Annotated in this window: 19 protein-coding genes; all 19 read left to right on the top strand. The window is 42.5% G+C overall.

Annotation, left to right across the window (positions count from 1 at the left end):
- Positions 1-76: 76 nt before the first annotated feature.
- The 19 genes from LQE94_RS08750 to LQE94_RS08660 all read left to right on the top strand — a co-directional run bounded on the left by LQE94_RS08750 (position 77) and on the right by LQE94_RS08660 (position 19,259).
- On the top strand, positions 77-643 hold the full coding sequence (locus tag LQE94_RS08750; protein WP_118687663.1) for a hypothetical protein: 567 nt from the start codon (positions 77-79) through the stop codon (positions 641-643).
- 12 nt (positions 644-655) lie between these two features.
- Complete coding sequence (locus tag LQE94_RS08745; RefSeq protein WP_240577470.1) at positions 656-1,636, top strand: phage major capsid protein; 981 nt, start codon at positions 656-658, stop codon at positions 1,634-1,636.
- A 31-nt stretch (positions 1,637-1,667) separates the two neighbouring features.
- Entirely contained in the window at positions 1,668-2,084 is a 417-nt protein-coding gene (locus tag LQE94_RS08740; RefSeq protein WP_118687661.1) for a hypothetical protein, read from the top strand.
- The gene (locus LQE94_RS08735) at positions 2,053-2,388 is read left to right on the top strand and encodes a DUF6751 family protein (protein ID WP_118687660.1); all 336 of its coding nucleotides are present in this window, start codon (positions 2,053-2,055) and stop codon (positions 2,386-2,388) included. The genes LQE94_RS08740 and LQE94_RS08735 overlap by 32 nt, the downstream gene beginning before the upstream one ends.
- On the top strand, positions 2,388-2,777 hold the full coding sequence (locus tag LQE94_RS08730; RefSeq protein ID WP_118687659.1) for a hypothetical protein: 390 nt from the start codon (positions 2,388-2,390) through the stop codon (positions 2,775-2,777). The genes LQE94_RS08735 and LQE94_RS08730 overlap by 1 nt, the downstream gene beginning before the upstream one ends.
- Positions 2,761-3,180 (top strand): hypothetical protein, encoded by a 420-nt coding sequence (locus LQE94_RS08725; protein ID WP_118687658.1) that lies wholly within the window; start codon positions 2,761-2,763, stop codon positions 3,178-3,180. Before LQE94_RS08730 ends, LQE94_RS08725 begins: the two co-directional genes overlap by 17 nt.
- A gap of 4 nt (positions 3,181-3,184) precedes the next feature.
- Positions 3,185-3,688, top strand: a complete 504-nt coding sequence (locus tag LQE94_RS08720) for a hypothetical protein (RefSeq protein ID WP_118687657.1) — start codon at positions 3,185-3,187, stop codon at positions 3,686-3,688.
- 18 nt (positions 3,689-3,706) lie between these two features.
- The gene (locus LQE94_RS08715) at positions 3,707-4,054 is read left to right on the top strand and encodes a DUF6673 family protein (protein WP_240577469.1); all 348 of its coding nucleotides are present in this window, start codon (positions 3,707-3,709) and stop codon (positions 4,052-4,054) included.
- A gap of 4 nt (positions 4,055-4,058) precedes the next feature.
- Entirely contained in the window at positions 4,059-4,637 is a 579-nt protein-coding gene (locus tag LQE94_RS08710; protein ID WP_118687655.1) for a bacteriophage Gp15 family protein, read from the top strand.
- Complete coding sequence (locus LQE94_RS08705) at positions 4,634-4,786, top strand: hypothetical protein (protein WP_240577468.1); 153 nt, start codon at positions 4,634-4,636, stop codon at positions 4,784-4,786. The genes LQE94_RS08710 and LQE94_RS08705 overlap by 4 nt, the downstream gene beginning before the upstream one ends.
- A 50-nt stretch (positions 4,787-4,836) precedes the next feature.
- Positions 4,837-6,699 (top strand): tape measure protein, encoded by a 1,863-nt coding sequence (locus tag LQE94_RS08700; RefSeq protein WP_118687654.1) that lies wholly within the window; start codon positions 4,837-4,839, stop codon positions 6,697-6,699.
- Positions 6,684-8,153 carry a distal tail protein Dit gene (locus tag LQE94_RS08695; RefSeq protein ID WP_240577467.1) on the top strand — a complete coding sequence of 490 codons (1,470 nt, stop codon included), beginning with the start codon at positions 6,684-6,686 and terminating at the stop codon, positions 8,151-8,153. The genes LQE94_RS08700 and LQE94_RS08695 overlap by 16 nt, the downstream gene beginning before the upstream one ends.
- Positions 8,154-12,275, top strand: a complete 4,122-nt coding sequence (locus LQE94_RS16215) for a phage tail spike protein (protein ID WP_276312720.1) — start codon at positions 8,154-8,156, stop codon at positions 12,273-12,275.
- 104 nt (positions 12,276-12,379) lie between these two features.
- Positions 12,380-12,667, top strand: a complete 288-nt coding sequence (locus LQE94_RS08685; protein WP_240577466.1) for a hypothetical protein — start codon at positions 12,380-12,382, stop codon at positions 12,665-12,667.
- Between the two features lie 2 nt (positions 12,668-12,669).
- Entirely contained in the window at positions 12,670-12,993 is a 324-nt protein-coding gene (locus LQE94_RS08680) for a ribonuclease (protein ID WP_118687650.1), read from the top strand.
- A 64-nt stretch (positions 12,994-13,057) separates the two neighbouring features.
- Positions 13,058-13,570, top strand: a complete 513-nt coding sequence (locus tag LQE94_RS08675; protein WP_118687649.1) for a DUF2829 domain-containing protein — start codon at positions 13,058-13,060, stop codon at positions 13,568-13,570.
- A gap of 30 nt (positions 13,571-13,600) precedes the next feature.
- Positions 13,601-14,548 carry a hypothetical protein gene (locus LQE94_RS08670; protein WP_240577465.1) on the top strand — a complete coding sequence of 316 codons (948 nt, stop codon included), beginning with the start codon at positions 13,601-13,603 and terminating at the stop codon, positions 14,546-14,548.
- A 542-nt stretch (positions 14,549-15,090) separates the two neighbouring features.
- A complete protein-coding gene (locus LQE94_RS08665; protein WP_240577464.1) occupies positions 15,091-17,349 on the top strand; it encodes a SpaA isopeptide-forming pilin-related protein in 2,259 nt (752 codons plus the stop codon).
- Between the two features lie 29 nt (positions 17,350-17,378).
- Positions 17,379-19,259: an isopeptide-forming domain-containing fimbrial protein gene (locus LQE94_RS08660; RefSeq protein ID WP_276312719.1), complete on the top strand. Its 1,881-nt coding sequence runs from the start codon at positions 17,379-17,381 to the stop codon at positions 19,257-19,259.
- Position 19,260: the final 1 nt, after the last annotated feature.

Raw genomic sequence — 19,260 nt, 5'->3', positions numbered from 1 at the left:
GGTGTTTTTATTTTGCCCAAAACGTGAAGGCGTAAAAAGCTCGGGATCCTGTCGAGGAAAAACGGAGGTAGAGATAATGAAAAATAGAATGTATTTACAGCTCTTTGAAGGCGGAGACGGCGCTGGCGGCACAGGAGCTGGGGCTGGTAGCGGTAACCAGGGAGGAAATGCCGCATATACCTATGAGCAGTTAGAGGAAGTAGCCTCTGCTCGTGCGAATAAGGCAGAGAGAGCAGCTATTGCGAACTACTTAAGAAATAAAGGTATGAGTGAAGAGGATATTACAACAGCAATTGATGATTTCAAGGCGAAAAAGAAAGAAAATCAGCCGAATGTGTCTGCGATTGAAAGGGAACGTGATGAAGCTATCGCTGAACGCGATCAGCTTAAGAACACGGGTATACTTAGAGACAAGGGGGTGAAAGCAGATGATATTGATTATGTAATGTTTAAGGTTGGCAAGATGGTGGATGATAAGACGGATTTCACAAAAGCAGCAGAAAAGTTTTTGAAGGATAATCCGAGATATGCTGGCGGATCAGGATATCGCGTGTCAACGTCATCTGGAACCGAAACAAATGGGGCAGGCGGAAATCTTAATGATTCGATTAACAATGCTATCCGCTCTGCGATTAGAAGATAATGGAGGTATGATATGAATAGAAAAAGAATGGACTTAAGAATTTTTGAAACAGATGTGAATATTATTGACCGGACTGGTGCAGAGTCACTTATTCCGGTACAGGAATCCAATGAAATCATCCAGGGAGTTGTAGCACAGTCAGCCGTGCTCTCTAGAGGACGTAAGTTGGCGAATATGACATCAAAACAGTATAAGATGCCTGTTTTGAATATGTTGCCAGTTGCGTATTTCGTAAATGGAGATTCAGGACAGAAGCAGACAACGAAACAGGCATGGGACAAGAAGTTTATTACGGCGGAAGAGATTGCAGTAATTGTGCCAGTGCCGGAAGCAGTGCTTGACGATTCAGAATATGATATCTGGGGTGAGGTGAAGCCGAGAATCATTGAGGCATTCGGAAAAGTGATTGACGGAGCAATCTTATTCGATGTTGATAAGCCGGCTACTTGGAGAGGTGGTGTGGTTACAACTGCTACGGCTGCTGGTGCTGTTGTTACTCTCGGAAGCGAAGATAATCTTTACGATAAAATCATGGCGGAAGATGGAGTGATCGCGAAAGTTGAAAACAGCGGATATTTTGTAAATGGTCACATGGCAGATATTTCTATGAGAGCGAAACTGAGAGGACTAAAAGATACAACTGGCAATCCAATCTTCAAAACGGATATGCAGAGCAGGACAGCATATTCACTGGATGGATCACCTATGAACTTCCCGAACAATGGTGCTTTTGATAAGGCTAAGGCGCTTATGATCTCCGGAGATTTCAGCCAGCTTGTGTACTCCATTCGTCAGGACATCACATTCAAGCTGTTTACAGAAGGCGTTGTCCAGAACACAGACGGCACGATTGCTTACAACCTGATGCAGAACGACATGGTGGCATTGAGAGCAGTTATGCGTCTTGGATGGGAGATTCCAAACCCTATCAATTCTCTGCAGAAGGATAAGACAAAGAGATGTCCATTTGCAATCATGAAGGCCGGAGCGTAATTTCTGGCCTTAAGAATGTGAGGTGACTGACGTGTATGCAGACTATAGCTATTACATTGAAAAATACTGTGGAGATGTAATTACAGAGGAAGATTTTACGTGGTCCGAGAGGAAAGCAGAATCGTACATAAGGCAGCTGACGTTTTATCGTGGGGATATTTTTGGTGAAGAGTCAGAAAGCGTGAAAGATGCGGTATGCGCAGTGGCTGAAGTGTATTATTGTACGATGCTAAAGAGCAATCACAGTGAGCATGGTCCTGTAAAATCTGAAAATACTGATGGGTACTCTGTGACGTATGCAGAAGAGCAGGTGGATGGACAGACGATTGAGGAACTGACTAGAAAGAAGGCATATGACGCAGCATATCCATATCTTTTGCCGACCGGATGGCTTTCCAGAAGGGTGGTGTGTGCGAGTGCTAACAAACACAGATGTGACTGTTTTTAACAGAACGTACGATTCTGAAAGTCGAACGGACAAGTGGACTCGCGCATACGTGCCGGAAGCATGGTGGTTTAAGAGCGAGCAGTCCTCCATTACTACAGAAGGTCGCAAAAACCAAGATGTGATCACAATCCGGATCCCGGATACTTCGGTGTCCGTGAAAAAGGATGATTACATCGTAAAAGGTGCATGCAACATCAATATGCAAACTGTAAAGGAACTTGACGGATTTGAAAAGGCGCGTGTTACGTCTGCGAATTACAATACATTCGGCGGAAATCCGCATATAAAGGTGGTGGGTGTTTAGTGGCAAAAGGAAAGAAACAGTTTAAGATTGAAACTCCGAGAGGTACGGTTTATACACAATCCAGCAAAGGTGGAAAAGTGACAGCAAAACTGGAATGGAATCCGGGTTTCGCACCAAGCATGAAAAATGGATTCGGAAATGCTCAAGAGTTTGTGGATTCCGAGTGTATTCGTCGTATGAACCCAGAGACACCTAGAAGAACCGGTGTCCTGATTAAGTCTGCGACACTTGGAACGGTAATCGGCAGTGGAGAGATCAACCAGATCGCTCCGTACGCCCGCCGGCAGTACTACGAGCATAACACAAAGTCCAAATGGTTCGAACGCATGAAGAACCGGCACAAGGATTCCATTCTGAAAGGAGCTGCGAAGTATGTCCAATCTCATTGATAGCATCCGAACATTCATCTCTTCCTGCCCATTCATGCAAGACTGGCGTGTGAACGTGGATTACCTGGGGGACGCGATGGAGTATTCTATCGACCCTCTTCCATGTGACCCGATAATTCAGAGGTACACGGACGGTGGAGCAAAGAAACAGTACCAGTTCGCGTTCACCAGCAAGGAAGAGTATGATCAGGATGCGCGAATAAATATTGAAAACAGCGGATTCTACGAGCAGTTCGCGGAATGGCTGGAATCAAGAAGCTTTGCCGGGGAGCTACCTGATTTAGAAACAGGAAAAAGTCCGGTAAGAATAGAAACTATGAACAGCGGCTACTTGTACGATGTGGATGGAGAGAATGCCAGATACCGTATCGAGTGCCGCTTAATTTATACGCAGGAGGTATAAGAATATGTCAGATACAAAACCGAAGATTGTCGGAAGACACAAGCGTGTTGCTTTTATGGATACGGATACGACTGGAACCACCCCAAAATATGAGCGCATGACAAACTTTACTTCTATGACAAACGGAAAGAACCCAAAGGAATACAGTAGACAGTATGTGGATAAGGAAACCGAGGATACAGACGTTGTTGGATACGCTCCGTCTACAGACTATTCCTTCGACAGATACACGAACACTCCGGTCCACGAGAAAATCGCGAAGATCCACGACGGGGAACTGACAGGAAGTGATGCTCTTGTAGACATCCTCACTGTAGACCTTTTCGACGGAGATGAGACTGCAGGATATGTAGCAAGAAAAAGAACCTATGCTGTTATTCCGGATACAGACGGGGATGGAACAGATGCACTTGTTTACAGTGGCTCGTTTAAGTCTAAGTCCGACATCGAAGTTGTGAAAGTAACAGTAAGTGCGGATGGAAAAACAGCTACGGTCAAAACAGCATAGTAGAGAGGACGTGAGCCTATGAGCTTTTGGAAATGGAATGATGTTGAATTGGAAGTCGACATGGAAGACGTTGAGTTCCAAGAGAAGTATGAAAACGCATTCAACAAGATGGAAGTCACAGAAAAAGCGTTACAGAAGACTGGAAAGATGTCGGATATATCGAGAGCGTACTGTTTAATGTTTTATGAGCTTTTTGACAATATTTTTGGAGACGGAACCGCAGTGAAACTGATGGGGGATAAACTAAACTGTCGTGTCTGCGACGAATGTTATGATTCATTTATTGCATTCTGTGGTAAGCAGTCAATTGAAATAAATAAGAAGCGCTCGAAAATGCTAAGCAAGTACAAGCCGAAGATAAGGTGATTCAATGAATCTTTTCTATGAAACAGCCCCTACGGAAGTTACTATTGGCGGGATAGATTATCCAATCGTTACAGATTTTAGGGACTGCATATCCTTAATAGATATGCTTAAAGATAATGAATTGAAACCACTGGAAAAATATGAACTGGTCATGGAACGATTCACGCAAGATAAGCCTGCGGACTTCAAGGCCGCAACAGAGGCACTTACGGAATTTATTAACATGGAATGCCTTCCTAGGTGTGGAATGAATACAATGAGGGACGGCGAGAGCGAGGAAGAGCCGAAAAAGAAGAATCTATTCTCGTTTTCCATCGACTACCCGTGCATCCTCGCTGGGTTCATGCATGACTACAAGATAGATTTGTCCGATATTGAGTATATGCACTGGTGGAAGTTCCGGATGCTGTTCGACAATCTGTCCGAGGATACGGAGATTAAGCAGAGAATCTACTACAGAGGTGTTGACCTTGGCACGATAAAGGACAAAGAAGAGCGCAAACGAATTGCGAGGATCCAGCAACGAATAAAGTTGCCGGACGAAGAGTTGTCCGACTACGACATTGGAGATGCGTTTGCATGAAAAAAATAAGATATCCAGCATTGGAACGAAAATGGTATAGGTGCCCGAAATGTGGGACGAAGCTTGCAATTTTTGACAATGCAACAAAATGTAATGGGCTGTACATAAAGTGCAGAACGTGTAAAGAAGAAGTAGAAATTAATATTTAGCGCCTAAGTGAGCCTATGAGCCTGCGCTATCCACGAAAGGTAGGGATAGTATGGGTTACGATGGCTCACTTAAATTTGATACAGAAATAGACGAAAAAGGATTTAATTCCGGAATAACAAAACTTGGCGGTCTCGCGAAAGGCGGTCTTACAGTTCTTGCCGGAGCTGTTGCAAGTGTCGCAACTGCTATGGGAGCCGGTGTTGCTGCAGGAGTTAAGTACAACGCATCCATCGAGCAGTATCAGACATCATTTGAGGTGATGACAGGATCCGCAGATAAAGCAGCAGATGTAATCGAACGTTTGAAAAAGGTTGGTGCGCAGACACCATTCGAACTTCCAGATCTGGCGGACACGACACAGCTTTTGATGAATTATGGTTTTACTGCAGATGACGCAATGAACAGCATGATGATGCTGGGCGATATCTCGCAGGGGTCTGCCGATAAGATGAGCCGTATCGCAACGGCTTATGGCCAGATGTCTTCTGCAGGCAAGGTGCAGTTGGAAGATATTAAGCAGATGATTGAAGCTGGATTCAACCCGCTGCAGGAAATCAGCGAGTCTACTGGAGAGTCGATGGACAGCCTGTACGATAGAATCAGCAAAGGAACATTGTCGGTCGATGAGATTACGGCATCTATGCAACGTTCTACGTCTGAAGGCGGAAAGTACTTCCAGTCGATGGAGAAGCAGTCGCAGACATTCAGCGGACTCGTCTCTACGTTGAAGGACAATGCGCAGCAGCTTTTAGGGGATGTTGTAAGGCCGATATCTGATGGATTAACAGAGACATTACTTCCGGCGGCTATAAGCACGATTGAGCAACTCGCACAAGGATTTGAAGAAAACGGTCTTGCTGGAATGGTTCAGGCTGGTGCCAGTGTTGTGAATGGACTTATGACAGGTCTTGCGGAAAATGCTCCGCTTCTGGCAACAAAGGGGCTGGAATTACTTAATCAATTCTTGCTTGGAATTACTACAGGTCTTCCGGTGTTGCTATCCAAGGGATTTGAAATTGTAACACAGATTGCACTTGGAATACTGCAGAACATACCACAGATTATTACTCATGGAAGTGCTGTAATTACAAACTTCGTTATCGGTTTATTAGCTGGACTCCCAACGGTATTGCAATCTGGAGCACAAATGATTCTCCAGATTGTGAACGGCATTATTAATAATCTGCCATCCATTGTATCTGCTGCTGCCCAAGCAATCGCACGGTTTGTAGGAAGTATAACAAATAATCTACCGCAGGTATTATCCACCGGAATAAAAATTCTTGGCCAGCTTGCTGCCGGCCTGATCAGAGCGATACCAAACCTTGTCGGAAAGATACCGCAGATAATCTCTGCGATTAAGAATGCGTTCACCGGAGTCGACTGGGGAAGTATCGGAATGAATATTATCCGTGGTATTGCATCCGGTATTGCATCTGCAGCAGGAGAGATAGTAAGTGCTGCAGTTAGCGCTGCAAAAAACGCAGTAAATGCAGTAAAAGGTTGGCTCGGAATCCACTCTCCATCACGCAGAATGCGAGATGAGGTCGGAAAATACATGGCACTTGGTGTTGGTGTTGGATTTGAGAAGAATATTCCAGTGGAAGACATGCAAGACTCTATTGGATACGCAGTTAACAGTATGCGAAAATCTGTCGGTGCTGTAACGTCTTCTGGAAGCGTTGGTACAACTAATGAAACTACATGGCATACAGGAAAAAGTATTGTGAATGATAATACGGAATTGATTAAACACATAGATAAATTAGCTAATCGTCCAATACAGGTGGTTTCAAAACTCAATGGAAGAATTGTTGCAAAAGAAATAGCGGTACAAGTAGACGAAGAGATTAATAAAAACAACAATATGAACGATAGAATGGGCGGGATTAGAACATGGGATTATCAGTGATTTTTAACGGAATTGAATTAAACAAATACTTAAATGTATTGGTCGGCTTTTCAGATATGGATAGTCCAAATTGGAATCCAACGACAAAAGATGTTGGATTTAAGAATGGAAGCACATTTGTTGACACAAGATATGGGAAAAAACAGCTACTCATGCCGTTCGATATGTTTGAATTATCCAGAGAAGATATTGATGATTTAAAAAGAGCACTAAGAGTTGATGAGCCAAAGATGCTTGTATTTGGAGATGCCCCGGACAGATTTTTTTACGCCATACCGAGCGGAAATATGGATTTTGATGAGTACTTAATATATGGCACCGGAACAATTTCATGGATTATTCCAGATGGTGTTGCACACTCTCTTACCGAAAAGACATCCACAAACAATGGCGAATCAACAATCACTCTCACAAACCGCGGAACAGAAACCACTCCAATTGATGTAAGAGCGAAAATGCTTTCTGACAATGGGTATCTTGGTCTCGTATTAGATGACCGGTTTTACCAGATCGGCAATCCAGGAGAGGTTGATGGTGAGACGAAAGAAAAAACGGTTAAACTGTTTGATGATCACTTCACGCAGAACAGGGGGTGGGTTCTGAATGGCGGTGTAACTCCGGTTGTTACACCGGAACGGCTGCAGGTAGGAGCTGTTGGGTACACAGTAGAAAACGCAGCTACAAACGAGGGATATGTAAAAGCTACGGATTATGGATCTGGAGACAGCTGGCACGGTCCCGCACTCACTAAGATTATACCTGCAGATGAAAACGGAGAATATCCAACCAACTGGCGGTGCGAATACCGGTTTGACTTCAATACGGATGGTGGTGGTCCGTCAAGAGGAAAGCAGATTGGGCACAGTTCCGTGACATTCAGTGATGAAAACGATGATATTATCTGTTCAGTTGTATTTGAGGATAACAATCCGGTTATGGAAAGGTCTGACATGGCACTGTACATCGAGAATAAAAGAGTCTGGGATACGAGAGAGACGCAAAAGTTTTATGTTACAGGAAGAGGGAGCGGGGGTCCTGCAGTAGTAGTTGAAAAAATCGGAAATACAATTACGGTCGGATTTACATATGGAGGGATCAAGAAGACGTTTTTCTTATCAAATCCGAACGCAACACTTAAAAAAGTTACATGGTATTGCGCTGCATATAAGAGTCATACCCCGATTCAGAACAATAACATCCGGGCTTTGAATGTCCGGAAACACAACGTTCAGTATTATGAGGATATCCCAAACTTCTTATCTGATGGTGATGTGGTTGAGCTAAATTCCTCATCGAACGAGCTATATATCAACGATATAAAGGACTGGGATCGGGTGGATATTGGGAGCAAACCGTTACTTCTCCCGCCAGGACAGCATACACTCGGTATTGCAGTTTCAGACTTTGCAGAAATACCAGAAGTAGAAGTAACGTACAGAGAGAGGTGGTTATAAATGGAGTGGAAAATAATCGGACGGGATATGCGCGTACTTTGCAGTCCGTCTACAGATGCTCCGGATAGTCTTCCGGTGGATGACAGCAGTGGCGGACAGAAAATCAATATTGTAAACGGTGTGGCAACCGGAACGTATGATTTTATCACGTATACATTCCACAAGGATTCAAAGTATATCGAAAGTGGAAACTACGTTGCGTTTGTGGATAAGTACGGCCGTCATAGACTATATACAATTATGACTGTAGATGGTGAAGATGAGTTGGACGTTCACTGTGAAGACATCGGAATCGACTTGATCAACGAAGACACAGATTCGTGGGACACAACCGGAAATCCAGAAACGATAGAAACGACACTTGGAAGAGTACTCGGAGATACCGGATGGACTGTTGGAAGAAATGAGATTCCTAATCGGAAACGTGCAACGAAGTATGACAGCATCACAGATACTCAGCTTGCAAGAGTCGGTATGATCATGAACAGCTTCGAAGCAGAATGTGATTTTGAAATCGTGCTTGACGGATCTAAAGTGGTAAAACAGGTTGTGAATATCTATAAGACGTTGGGCGAGGACAAAACGCAACAGAGATTCATTGATGAGATCAACCTTACTGCTCTCAGACGAAATGAATCTATCGAAGATTTGTGTACCTGTGTCCGGTGTTACGGAAAAGAAGTAGATGGGAAAACTACTACGATTGCAGATATCGTCTATGACGATGGAAGATACTACAGCCCGAAAGGACACGTTCGGATCTATGACAGAGAAGCAAGAAATAAGTGGTCTCGTTTCCGTGCATATAATTTCGAAGGGCAGGGCGAGTTCCTCGGGTATATAAACGGGACTTTCAAGTACGACACAGACAGTGCGCAGGAACTGTTTAACAGAGGACTTGAAGAATTGAAGTCCAGAAATGAGAAAAAGGTTGCTTATGAAGCGTCACTGTACAAGCTCCAGGCTGATATAGGAGATGCGGTTCAGGTTGCGAGCACACGATCCGGAGAACCAATATATTTATCGGCAAGAGTGCAATCTGTAACGAATCACTATACTGTAAACGGAGAAGATACAGGTGTTTTGGCAAATTATACGTTGCTAGAGAGCAACCCATCACAGTCTACATCAGATTTGTTGGAAGAGTTAAAAAAGCAGATTGTGAGCGTGAGCGGTTCGACAATTTCGTATCAGATCGGAGCATCTGGAACAGAACCGCCGACAGGGGACTGGCAGACGACACCTATAGATCCCGGAAATGGTATGTATTTGTGGACGAGAACCGTTACATTATACAGTGATGGAAGTTCTACGACTGCATACTCTGTATCAAAAAATGGGGTTGATGGTGAAAAAGGGGAGAAGGGAGACACTGGAGCTCAAGGAATACAAGGAGAAAAAGGCGAGAAAGGTGACACTGGCGAGCGAGGTCTTCAAGGTCTGCAAGGACCACAGGGAGAGCAGGGAATCCCAGGGGAAAGAGGGGATGCGGGTGCTGACGGAAAGACTAGTTATTTCCATATAAAATACTCTGAAAATGCAAATGGAAACCCAATGACTGAAACTCCATCAACCTACATTGGAACGTATGTAGATTACACGCAAGCGGATTCTTCAGATTACAAGAAGTATACTTGGTCAAGATTTGAAGGAGCGCAGGGAGAAAGAGGTGAACGTGGCATTGCCGGTACGAATGGTACTAACGGTAAGACCTCGTATCTCCATATCGCATACGCCAATAGTGCTGATGGTACTAGCGGATTCTCAGTAAGTGATTCGGCTGGTAAGCTTTACATAGGACAGTATACCGATTTTACGTCAGCCGATTCGACAACACCAAGCGATTATGCTTGGACGAAAATCAAAGGCGAAACCGGTGCTCAGGGTATTCAGGGGCTGCAAGGACCGCAAGGAGAACAGGGAATTCAGGGCCCTAAGGGAGAAACAGGAGCTTCTGGTCAAAATGGAGCTACGAGCTACTTCCATATTAAGTATTCAGCAGTAGCAAATCCGACGAGTTCATCGCAAATGACAGAGACTCCGAGTACGTATATCGGTACTTATGTAGATTACACTCAGACCGATTCCACTGATCCATCGAAATACACTTGGTCAAGATTCCAAGGTGTTCAAGGCGCTAAGGGAGATCAAGGCATCGCAGGAAAAAATGGTTCGAATGGACAGACGTCCTACTTGCACATTGCTTACGCGAATAGCGCTGACGGAAAGACTGGATTTAGCGTGAGTGATTCGGCAAACAAACTGTATATAGGACAGTACACTGATTTTGTTCAGAATGATTCTACTGACCCGACCGCGTATGCGTGGACAAAGATAAAAGGTGAAACCGGCGCGCAAGGGATTCAAGGATTGCAAGGGATTCAAGGATTACAAGGTATTCAAGGACCGAAAGGCGATACCGGTTCATCCGGAAAGACAAGCTATTTCCACATTAAATACTCTGCGAACGCAAACGGTAACCCGATGACGGAAACACCGTCGACCTACATTGGAACGTATGTGGATTTTGTACAAGCTGATTCAACGGATTATGCAAAATATACATGGTCGAGATTCGTAGGGGCGCAAGGTGCGAAAGGTGATCAAGGTATCGCCGGAACAAACGGCACTGATGGTAAAACTTCATATTTACATATTGCCTATGCGAATAGTGCAGATGGCTCAAGCGGTTTTTCCGTTTCGGACGGTGTGAATAAACTCTACATCGGACAGTATACAGATTTTAATTCTGCGGACTCCACGGATTACAAAAAATATACGTGGACGAAAATCAAAGGTGATACCGGAGCAAAAGGTGATAAAGGCGATACCGGACAGACTGGTGCAACAGGTCCGCAAGGTCCACAAGGTAATACGGGCGCACAAGGACCGCAAGGAAACACCGGAGCAACTGGTAACGGTATAAAATCCATTACAAATCATTATCTGGCTACCAGTGCAGCGAGCGAAGTTACTTATTCTACGTCCGGTTGGACAACGGCAGTACAGGCTATGACGGCAGCCAAAAAGTATTTGTGGAATTATGAGGACGTTCTTTACACAAGCGGTACGCATTATTATTCTGCTCCGACAATCATTGGGGCATATGGAGATAAGGGTGCAACAGGACCGCAGGGAGAACAGGGAATTCAGGGTCCTAAGGGAGAAACAGGACCGCAAGGACCTCAAGGAATTCAAGGTGTCAAAGGAAATACCGGGTCGACCGGTCCACAAGGACCACAGGGAGTTAAGGGTGACACGGGGGCTACTGGACCACAGGGCGCAACCGGTCCACGTGGAGAAACAGGAGCAACTGGCGCGAAAGGTGATTCTGGAATCATCGTATCGTCTATAGCACCATCTAGTCCGACAGTCGGTCAGCTGTGGCAGACAGCATCCGGTCAACCGATTAAACGGTGGAACGGTAGTTCGTGGGTGCTGCATTATATATCAGTCGATAATCTGGATGTTGCGACATTAAGTGCGATCACAGCAAACATCGGAACATTGACAGGTAATTTTGAAAGCACATTACAGTTACCATCTGGTGGAGTAGACAACGTAAAAGGAACAACGAAGATATACGAGGGATTGATAAGCGGAAATTATGCGCTTACAAACGTCTCGAATTCGATTGGTTCCTTTGAATCTGGATTCAGTGGAATCAAAGGCAATGCTGCAAGACTAGGTATGGGAAATTATAGCTATGAGTACGGATATAACGGAATCCATGTGACGAATGGTGCAAAAAGCGCTGATTTGCCAGTGGATAAACTAAGAAAGCTTGACCTATTTGCGGATGCCCCTTACGAATGGAAACTATTGAAAGAAGTATCGAATAAAGGTTTCGGAAGTGTAACCATCGCCGATGGGTATCATGAATTCTTATTAACTGTCGGACCATTTGAAAGCGGCGATACAGGACTAAACAATCGCGTGTTAGCTAGCGTTATAATACCGCGTATCGCGCTTGTCAATACTCAAGGTGGTAGTGACGCTAACGGAATGTATCAAGCTTTTTACAATTCTTCATACTGGGCGGGATTGAACTACACCGCAGCGAACACAATACAAATCAGAGCGTCACAAGCAGGAGCCATTGCGAGATTGTGGGCGAGGTGATAAGCATGGAGAAACATATGGAGATCAGAGCGAGACCGTAACAGGTCTTTTTATTTTACGTAAAACCGGAAAGGAAAAGGAGTGAACAAGTGGAAGAATTGCTTATGAATACATATAATGTAGCATTACCAATATTTATGGGGTACATTGTATGGTTATTGAAACGACAGAACGGAAGAAGGGATGCGAACAGTAGGGGGACAATGCTTCTCCTGCGTGTCCAGCTTATCGAATACCACGATAAGTATATAGCGCTTAAAGAAATTCCGTCCTATGCTTATGAAAACTTTTGCGAAATGTATGAAGCGTACCATGCACTGGGTGGAAACGGAATGATCACAAAAATGAAACATGAAATCGATGATTTACATTTGAAAATGAAGGGAGAATAACTATGAACATGGAAGTATTTTTGCAGTATGTAACATACGCCTTAATGGCAGTAGGGGTACTGGCATTTATTGTCAGTGTGATCACACAGGTAATCAAAGAGATGCCGTATCTGAAAAACATTCAGACAAATGCGGTGGCGATGGTGGTGTCACTCATTGTTTGTCCAGTCGCGGTCATTATCGCGTGCCAGTATTTTAAAATTGTAATTCTCTGGTATTATGTATTCGCATCTTTTATCGCCGCATTTATTGTATACTTAGTTAGCACTGGCGGATGGGAAAAGATATCGGAGATGTGGAACAGAACAAAATATAATAAGAAATGATTCAGAGGGCGAGTAACATCGTCCTCTTTTTGCACCGGTGCAATGCCGGAGATAGGAGAAGAACATGAATTTTAGAGAAGCATTTGAGTTAATGAAACAAGGAAAGAAAGTAAAACTCCCGAGCTGGGGTGGATATTGGTACTGGGACGAAGAAAAGCAGACAGTTGTGATGAAGTGTCGTGCCGTAGATTCGGAAACAGGAAAAGACACTCTTGATATCAGAGAGACACAGAGAGTTGAATACACTCTTGAAAATATCTTGTCTGACGAATGGGTTTTTGCCGATGAGAGCAATACAACAATTCTCGGCGGAACACCAACATTTGGATTTGGTGACGCAATCAAATACTTGAAGCGTGGGTTAAAAGTTACTCGTAAGGGATGGAATGGCAAGAAACAGTACATTGAGCTTGCATCCAATATCAGCTATGTAAATGCAGGATGTGAGATTGTCAACTGCGAACATGATGCAATCGGAAACAAGGCTATTGCATTTGTAGGAACATCTGGTGTTCAGATGGGGTGGCTTGCATCACAGGCAGATATGCTTGCGGAAGACTGGGTATTTGTAGATTAGTTGTGCGACGTCGCACAGGAAGGAGCAACTATGTTAAAGAAAGAAGTAGCAGTACAGCTCATGAAACACCTTGTTGATCACGACTGGCATGGATACAGCCAGTATAGTCGATGGGGAGACGGAGAAGGAACCTGCGACATTACTATAGAAGGAAAAGTGTATAAAGTAGAACAGGGAGACAGGGACTGTAGTTCCGCAATCATTTCAGCGTTTGAAGCTGCTGGAATTAAATGTGGCGGTGCAACATATACCGGAAACATGCGTGCACTTATGGTTGGTACAGGAAACTTTGTCTGGCACCCGATGTCTTCCGAATATGTAGCGCAGGCGGGAGATGTCTACCTAAACGAGGAATGTCACACAGCTATGTGCCTATCGGCAAATCCAGACATGCTCATGGAGTTTTCTATTTCGGAGACTGGCGGGATTGATGGGGCTGAAGGGGATCAGACTAACTGGGAGAGCCATACTGCAGCATATTACAATTATCCGTGGGACGGAATCCTTGAATGTGTAAACAAAGAATCTGTATCAGCGCAGAAGAAGTCTATCCAGTCTCCTGGCTTTGCGAAAAACAACCTTGGATTGTGGTACCGCTCTCATGTGGAAGATTACGGCTGGCTGGACGCAGTGCATGACGGGCAGGTATCCGGAACAACAGGAAAAGGAAAACGTCTGGAAGCGATCAAGATAGATACTCGCAAATTACCGGGTGTAAAACTACATGCAATTGCGCATATCCAGAATATCGGAAATGTAGATTATGGGTATATCGACCACAACACAATCATCGGAACGGTTGGGAAGAAAAAACGACTTGAAGCAGTGAATATCATTGCCGAAGGGTTGGGTGAAAAGAAAATTTATATGCAGGCGCACTTTGATGGTGACGGATGGGGGACAGCGGTTCCGGGCGGAAATGCCGGAACGTATGGATTGAAGAAAGAAATGCAGGCTATTCGAATCTGGATTGCTTAATCATTCAGGCTCCTGGTCTTCGGATCGGGAGCATTTTCACGACTTTGAATCAAAAAAGAAAAGCCCCTTAAAACTTGAAAGTTCAGGGGCAATACTGTATCATCTTCCTTGGTAAAATACATTTTCAATTTAGTCAAAATTTAGTCAAAATGAAAATTTTGTGCGAAAAACAGCGTATTTATGGGCTTTGACGGTGGTTGTACGAACCACTCGTAATGAAGGGGTCGTCGGTTCAAGTCCGATTTTCGGCTGTATAGAGGTGTAGATTCAAGTTGAATCTACGCCTTTTTCTATTTAAACATACACCAAAACAATTAATGATTTTTAGTAATTGTTTACAAAAATAAAAAAGCATCTTGTGATATGTTTTTTATTATGCTATGATGCAATCACAACTCAAACATTCTAATAAATTCTAATATCTATGGCAGATCGCCAGCTTATTTCAATGTTTGATTAAAAACGAATAGACAAAGGAGGAATGCCTATGAGTGTCGGATTCTCTTTCTTACTGTTTTAATAATTGAAGAAGGAGGAAATATATGAAGAAGGGAAAGTATCTATTCGCGATAACAGGAACGATTATCTTGTTGCTGCAATCAATTCTTCCGGCCGTAGCGATTGATGAATCAGAAGATTTAAAAAACATTAAGGCGGAATTAGAGTCGATGATCCCGGAAGAAGAATTAGGAAAATATGGAAAAGGTGAGGTGATAGGAGAAGCATATATTGATCAAGAGGAAAGTTACTGTGAGGAAAAAAATTCAGAGGAAGCAGAAGAAGGAATTATGTTATTGTCTGCGGTGGGATCTCCGGCTGTGATTACTCCGGGAGCAGGACATTCGTATGGCTCGTGGGGGACTTGTGAATTTAGCGTGAAGACACAAACAGGGACATATCTTGGATTTTGTGCAGAGCCAAATTCGACGACACCAAGCGGAACATTCAGTGTGTCAGAGTTAAACAGTGACATAATTAAAGCATTGATCTTGTGTTATGTAATTCCGGAATTATATGAAAATTTAGGGAAAAACATTTTCAATGAAAGAGATAGAAATACTTATGCATATTGCCATGCGGCAGTTGGGTATGCGTATTGTGGCAGTTTGACAGGCTTATCTGCTTCAATGGCACAGGGAATTAAAAACATGGTGGCTGTAACCCAAAATCAGATGGCAACAAATGGGACTTTGCAAAGATATATGTCGGAGTATAAAACGTATGTTGCCTACAATGCACAGCAAGATATTGTGTGGGTAGAGCGTGCACCAAAAGGAAATATAAGGGTGTTGAAGACATCAACAAAGCCGGGGATTACAAATGGAAATACCTGCTATAGTCTCAATGGTGCGGTTTATGGAGTCTATACTGATCAGGCGTGTACAAATCAAGTGGCAACTCTAACGACAGATAAAGATGGAAATTCAAATGTAGCACAACTGGATGCAAATACATATTGGGTGAAAGAAATTAAAGTGCCTATAGGGTATGCCTGGAATCATACAGTATACAATGTGACAATTCGTTCTGGAGAAACAGCAGTTGTTAAAGTATCGGACGCACCAACGATGAATCCAGTTGAAATTTTATTGAAAAAGGTGGATGCAGAGACTTGGCAAAATGTACCACAAGGCCATGGGACTTTCGAAGGAGCATTGTTTGATGTGAAGTTTTATGCTGGAAATTATGAATCGGACCCTCAACAACAGGGGATTAAACCTGTTCGTTCGTGGGTGATAAGGACGGATTCAGAAGGTGTTGGAAAATTAAGAAATGAATATCGAGAATCAGGAGATGAATTTTACACAATGGACAATGGTGAAATTGCATTTCCATTAGGAACGGTTGTAATACAGGAAATTGCTGCTCCGGAAGGATATCAGATAAATCCAGAAGTAATTGTACGGAAAATAACAAGTGAGAATAAAGGAGAAGAAATCGTAGACAGTTATCAGAATGCTCAGATTCCGGAACAGGTTCTAATATTGGATATCGTTAAGGTTCAAAAGGAAACAATGACACCAATAGCCGGGGCAAAATTTATTCATACAATGCCTGATGGAAGCAGAGAAGAAGTAATGACGGATGGACAAGGAAAGGCTGCACTAAAAGGATTGATTCGTGGTGAACATATGGTAGAAGAATCTTTTGTACCAGATGGTTATACAAGGAATCCGGGAAAAATCAGATTTCAAATTTCAGGAAATAATCAAATTGAATTGAAGGAAAATACTTCGACAGTACAAAGTGGAAAAATACAGTTTGAGAAGACAGTAAGGGGAGCTGCATTACGGGTAGAAGACGCTTGTGCTCCATATAAGCTTTTGATAGATAAGAAAAATGAAGATGGTAAAAAGTTAAAAGATGCTGAATTCACTTTGTATCAGGATAAAGAATGTAAAAAGAAAATTACATGTAGTAAAACCAATGAAAATGGAGAAGCAAAGTTTGAAGGACTTGCAGTAGGAGAAACATATTTTATAAAGGAGACAAAGGCTCCACAAGGATACAGAATTCCGGTGAATTTAGATGGAAGTGATAAAATATACGAAATATCAGTAGCAAGTAATCCGATGGAAAATATATTTACCTGTCAGATTGATCAGAAAATATATCAGTTGGAGGATAGTAAAAGCATTATATCAGGAACAAAAGCGGAGCGAATTGTAACAATTGAAGTTGTAAATTATAAAGGAAATAAATTGCCTAAAACAGGAAGTGATTGGAATCTTTTGATTTTGACTGCAGGTATCGCATGTGTGTTAGGAGCGATATGGTGGAAGACTCCTTATAAAAAATAAGATAAACAAGAAAGTGAGATAAAAAAATTATGAAGATGAGTAGAAATATTGTACTAGGAATGGCAGGAGTGATGTTATTAAGCGGGATGGCACCCGTGATACCTGGGACTGCATTACAAGAACTGGTACCAATTGTAAAGGCTGAGGATAAAAGTCCAATTTACACTCAGGGTGGGGTTGCAGTTCTAGGAAACAGAGAAGCAGTGATTACGATAAAAGGAAATGAAGGGCAGAATCTGGTTGGAAAAAAATTCCGTATATATCAGTTGTTTTTAGCAGAGAACGCCAGAGATGGAGAATCGGTTAACTATACATGGAATCCTAATTGCGAGGCAGCACTGAAGAATGTGACAGCAAAAGCATTGACAAAAAAGGGAAAGAAAACAACCCCGGAACAGGTGACAGAGTATATGGCGATCGATTATATACAGTCATTAAATGCAAATCAAGTAGAGGGAGCGAAGGCAGAACAAAAAGAAGAAGGAACCTACAGTGAATTTCGATATTTTGTTGAAGAGTTAAGAGATGAATTAGAGAAGCTTTCGGTAAATTCAGATTGCGTAGAAGTAAGAGGGGTGAGACCGGATAATGTTATTCAAATCAGAGGAATGGCATATGGGTATTATATTATTGATGAGGTGACAGAAGTGAGTAATACATCTTCAGCAAGTTCATTATGCATGGTTAATACAGCAAATCCGACAGCAAGCATATCAATTAAATCAGATTATCCGGTAATTGCTAAACAAATACAGGAAGATGAGGCAAACGAAAATATAAAAGATCCAAACCGATGGAATGACATTGGGGATTTTGAAATCGGTCAATTTATACCATATCGATATGAATCTAATATTTCTAATATGAATGGTTATCGTACATACTATTATGCATGGCATGACAGAATGGATGATGCATTATCATTTCTTAAAGACACTGTAAAAATCACAATCTCAGGAAATATTTCCGATACCCAGAAAAAAGAATATACATTAAAAGAATCTGAATATCTGCTCAACACGATGCCGAGTAATGGCGACACATTTCAAATTTCAATACCAGATATAAAAAGTATTGTAGATAGAGAATTTCCAAGATTTAATTCTGGACAGGAAAATATTTATGATCAAAAAGTTACTCTGAGTTATAAGGCGATATTAAATGACAGGGCAGTACAGAAAATAGGAAGACCGGGAATTGAAAATGATGTCCGTTTAGAATTTTCAAATAATCCGGATTCGAACGATGGAGGAAGCAGCAGAGGATTTACACCATGGGATACCGTTGTATGTTTTACATATAAATTGCAGGTGCAAAAAGTGAATAATTATCAGAAAACATTGGCAGGTGCAAAATTCCGTTTATATAGTGATGAAGCTTGTCAAAATGAAGTGTATGTAAGAAAGGAAAAAGATGGGTACGCAGTTGTAAATCGAGATGCAGTCGGAGGAACGGATCATGTCGGTGGAAATAAATTTGAACGTGCTGTCGAGATGGTTTCACCGGAAAATGGACAATTTGAAATTTACGGTCTGGATTCTGGAACGTATTACCTAAAAGAAACAAAGGCACCTGCAGGCTATCGATTGTTAAAGAATCCGGTTAAACTTGAGATAAAGGCAATATTTACAGATGATAGAGATCATTATGTGAAGGGAAGCGGAGCAAATGATACAGTATTAAAAAATCTAAATGTGACGGCTAAAGTAGATTCATTTTACAGTGGTATTATGCATAGTGAAGAGAAGGAATTGAAAACAAATGCCGAAGAAGGAACAATTAATCTGACAGTAATAAACCAGGTTGGAAGTAAGCTTCCGGTTACAGGAACACCAGTTGTTCTGATTATGGTCTTAAGTGGAAGTATTTTAATGACAGTTGCAGTATTGAGCAGCAAACGAAAACGATAAG

Origin of the sequence: Mediterraneibacter sp. NSJ-151, assembly GCF_022487435.1 — a bacterium.
GTDB lineage: Bacteria > Bacillota > Clostridia > Lachnospirales > Lachnospiraceae > Schaedlerella > Schaedlerella hominis.
Note: the sequence above shows the minus strand (reverse complement) of the source record. Positions and strands in the feature narration are given on the sequence as shown.

Coding starts and splice junctions, on each gene's coding strand:
- LQE94_RS08750 (WP_118687663.1), top strand. CDS start 77: ATGAAAAATAGAATGTATTTACAGCTCTTTGAAGGCGGAGACGGCGCT.
- LQE94_RS08745 (WP_240577470.1), top strand. CDS start 656: ATGAATAGAAAAAGAATGGACTTAAGAATTTTTGAAACAGATGTGAAT.
- LQE94_RS08725 (WP_118687658.1), top strand. CDS start 2,761: ATGTCCAATCTCATTGATAGCATCCGAACATTCATCTCTTCCTGCCCA.
- LQE94_RS08720 (WP_118687657.1), top strand. CDS start 3,185: ATGTCAGATACAAAACCGAAGATTGTCGGAAGACACAAGCGTGTTGCT.
- LQE94_RS08715 (WP_240577469.1), top strand. CDS start 3,707: ATGAGCTTTTGGAAATGGAATGATGTTGAATTGGAAGTCGACATGGAA.
- LQE94_RS08710 (WP_118687655.1), top strand. CDS start 4,059: ATGAATCTTTTCTATGAAACAGCCCCTACGGAAGTTACTATTGGCGGG.
- LQE94_RS08705 (WP_240577468.1), top strand. CDS start 4,634: ATGAAAAAAATAAGATATCCAGCATTGGAACGAAAATGGTATAGGTGC.
- LQE94_RS08700 (WP_118687654.1), top strand. CDS start 4,837: ATGGGTTACGATGGCTCACTTAAATTTGATACAGAAATAGACGAAAAA.
- LQE94_RS08695 (WP_240577467.1), top strand. CDS start 6,684: ATGGGATTATCAGTGATTTTTAACGGAATTGAATTAAACAAATACTTA.
- LQE94_RS16215 (WP_276312720.1), top strand. CDS start 8,154: ATGGAGTGGAAAATAATCGGACGGGATATGCGCGTACTTTGCAGTCCG.
- LQE94_RS08685 (WP_240577466.1), top strand. CDS start 12,380: ATGAATACATATAATGTAGCATTACCAATATTTATGGGGTACATTGTA.
- LQE94_RS08680 (WP_118687650.1), top strand. CDS start 12,670: ATGAACATGGAAGTATTTTTGCAGTATGTAACATACGCCTTAATGGCA.
- LQE94_RS08675 (WP_118687649.1), top strand. CDS start 13,058: ATGAATTTTAGAGAAGCATTTGAGTTAATGAAACAAGGAAAGAAAGTA.
- LQE94_RS08670 (WP_240577465.1), top strand. CDS start 13,601: ATGTTAAAGAAAGAAGTAGCAGTACAGCTCATGAAACACCTTGTTGAT.
- LQE94_RS08665 (WP_240577464.1), top strand. CDS start 15,091: ATGAAGAAGGGAAAGTATCTATTCGCGATAACAGGAACGATTATCTTG.
- LQE94_RS08660 (WP_276312719.1), top strand. CDS start 17,379: ATGAAGATGAGTAGAAATATTGTACTAGGAATGGCAGGAGTGATGTTA.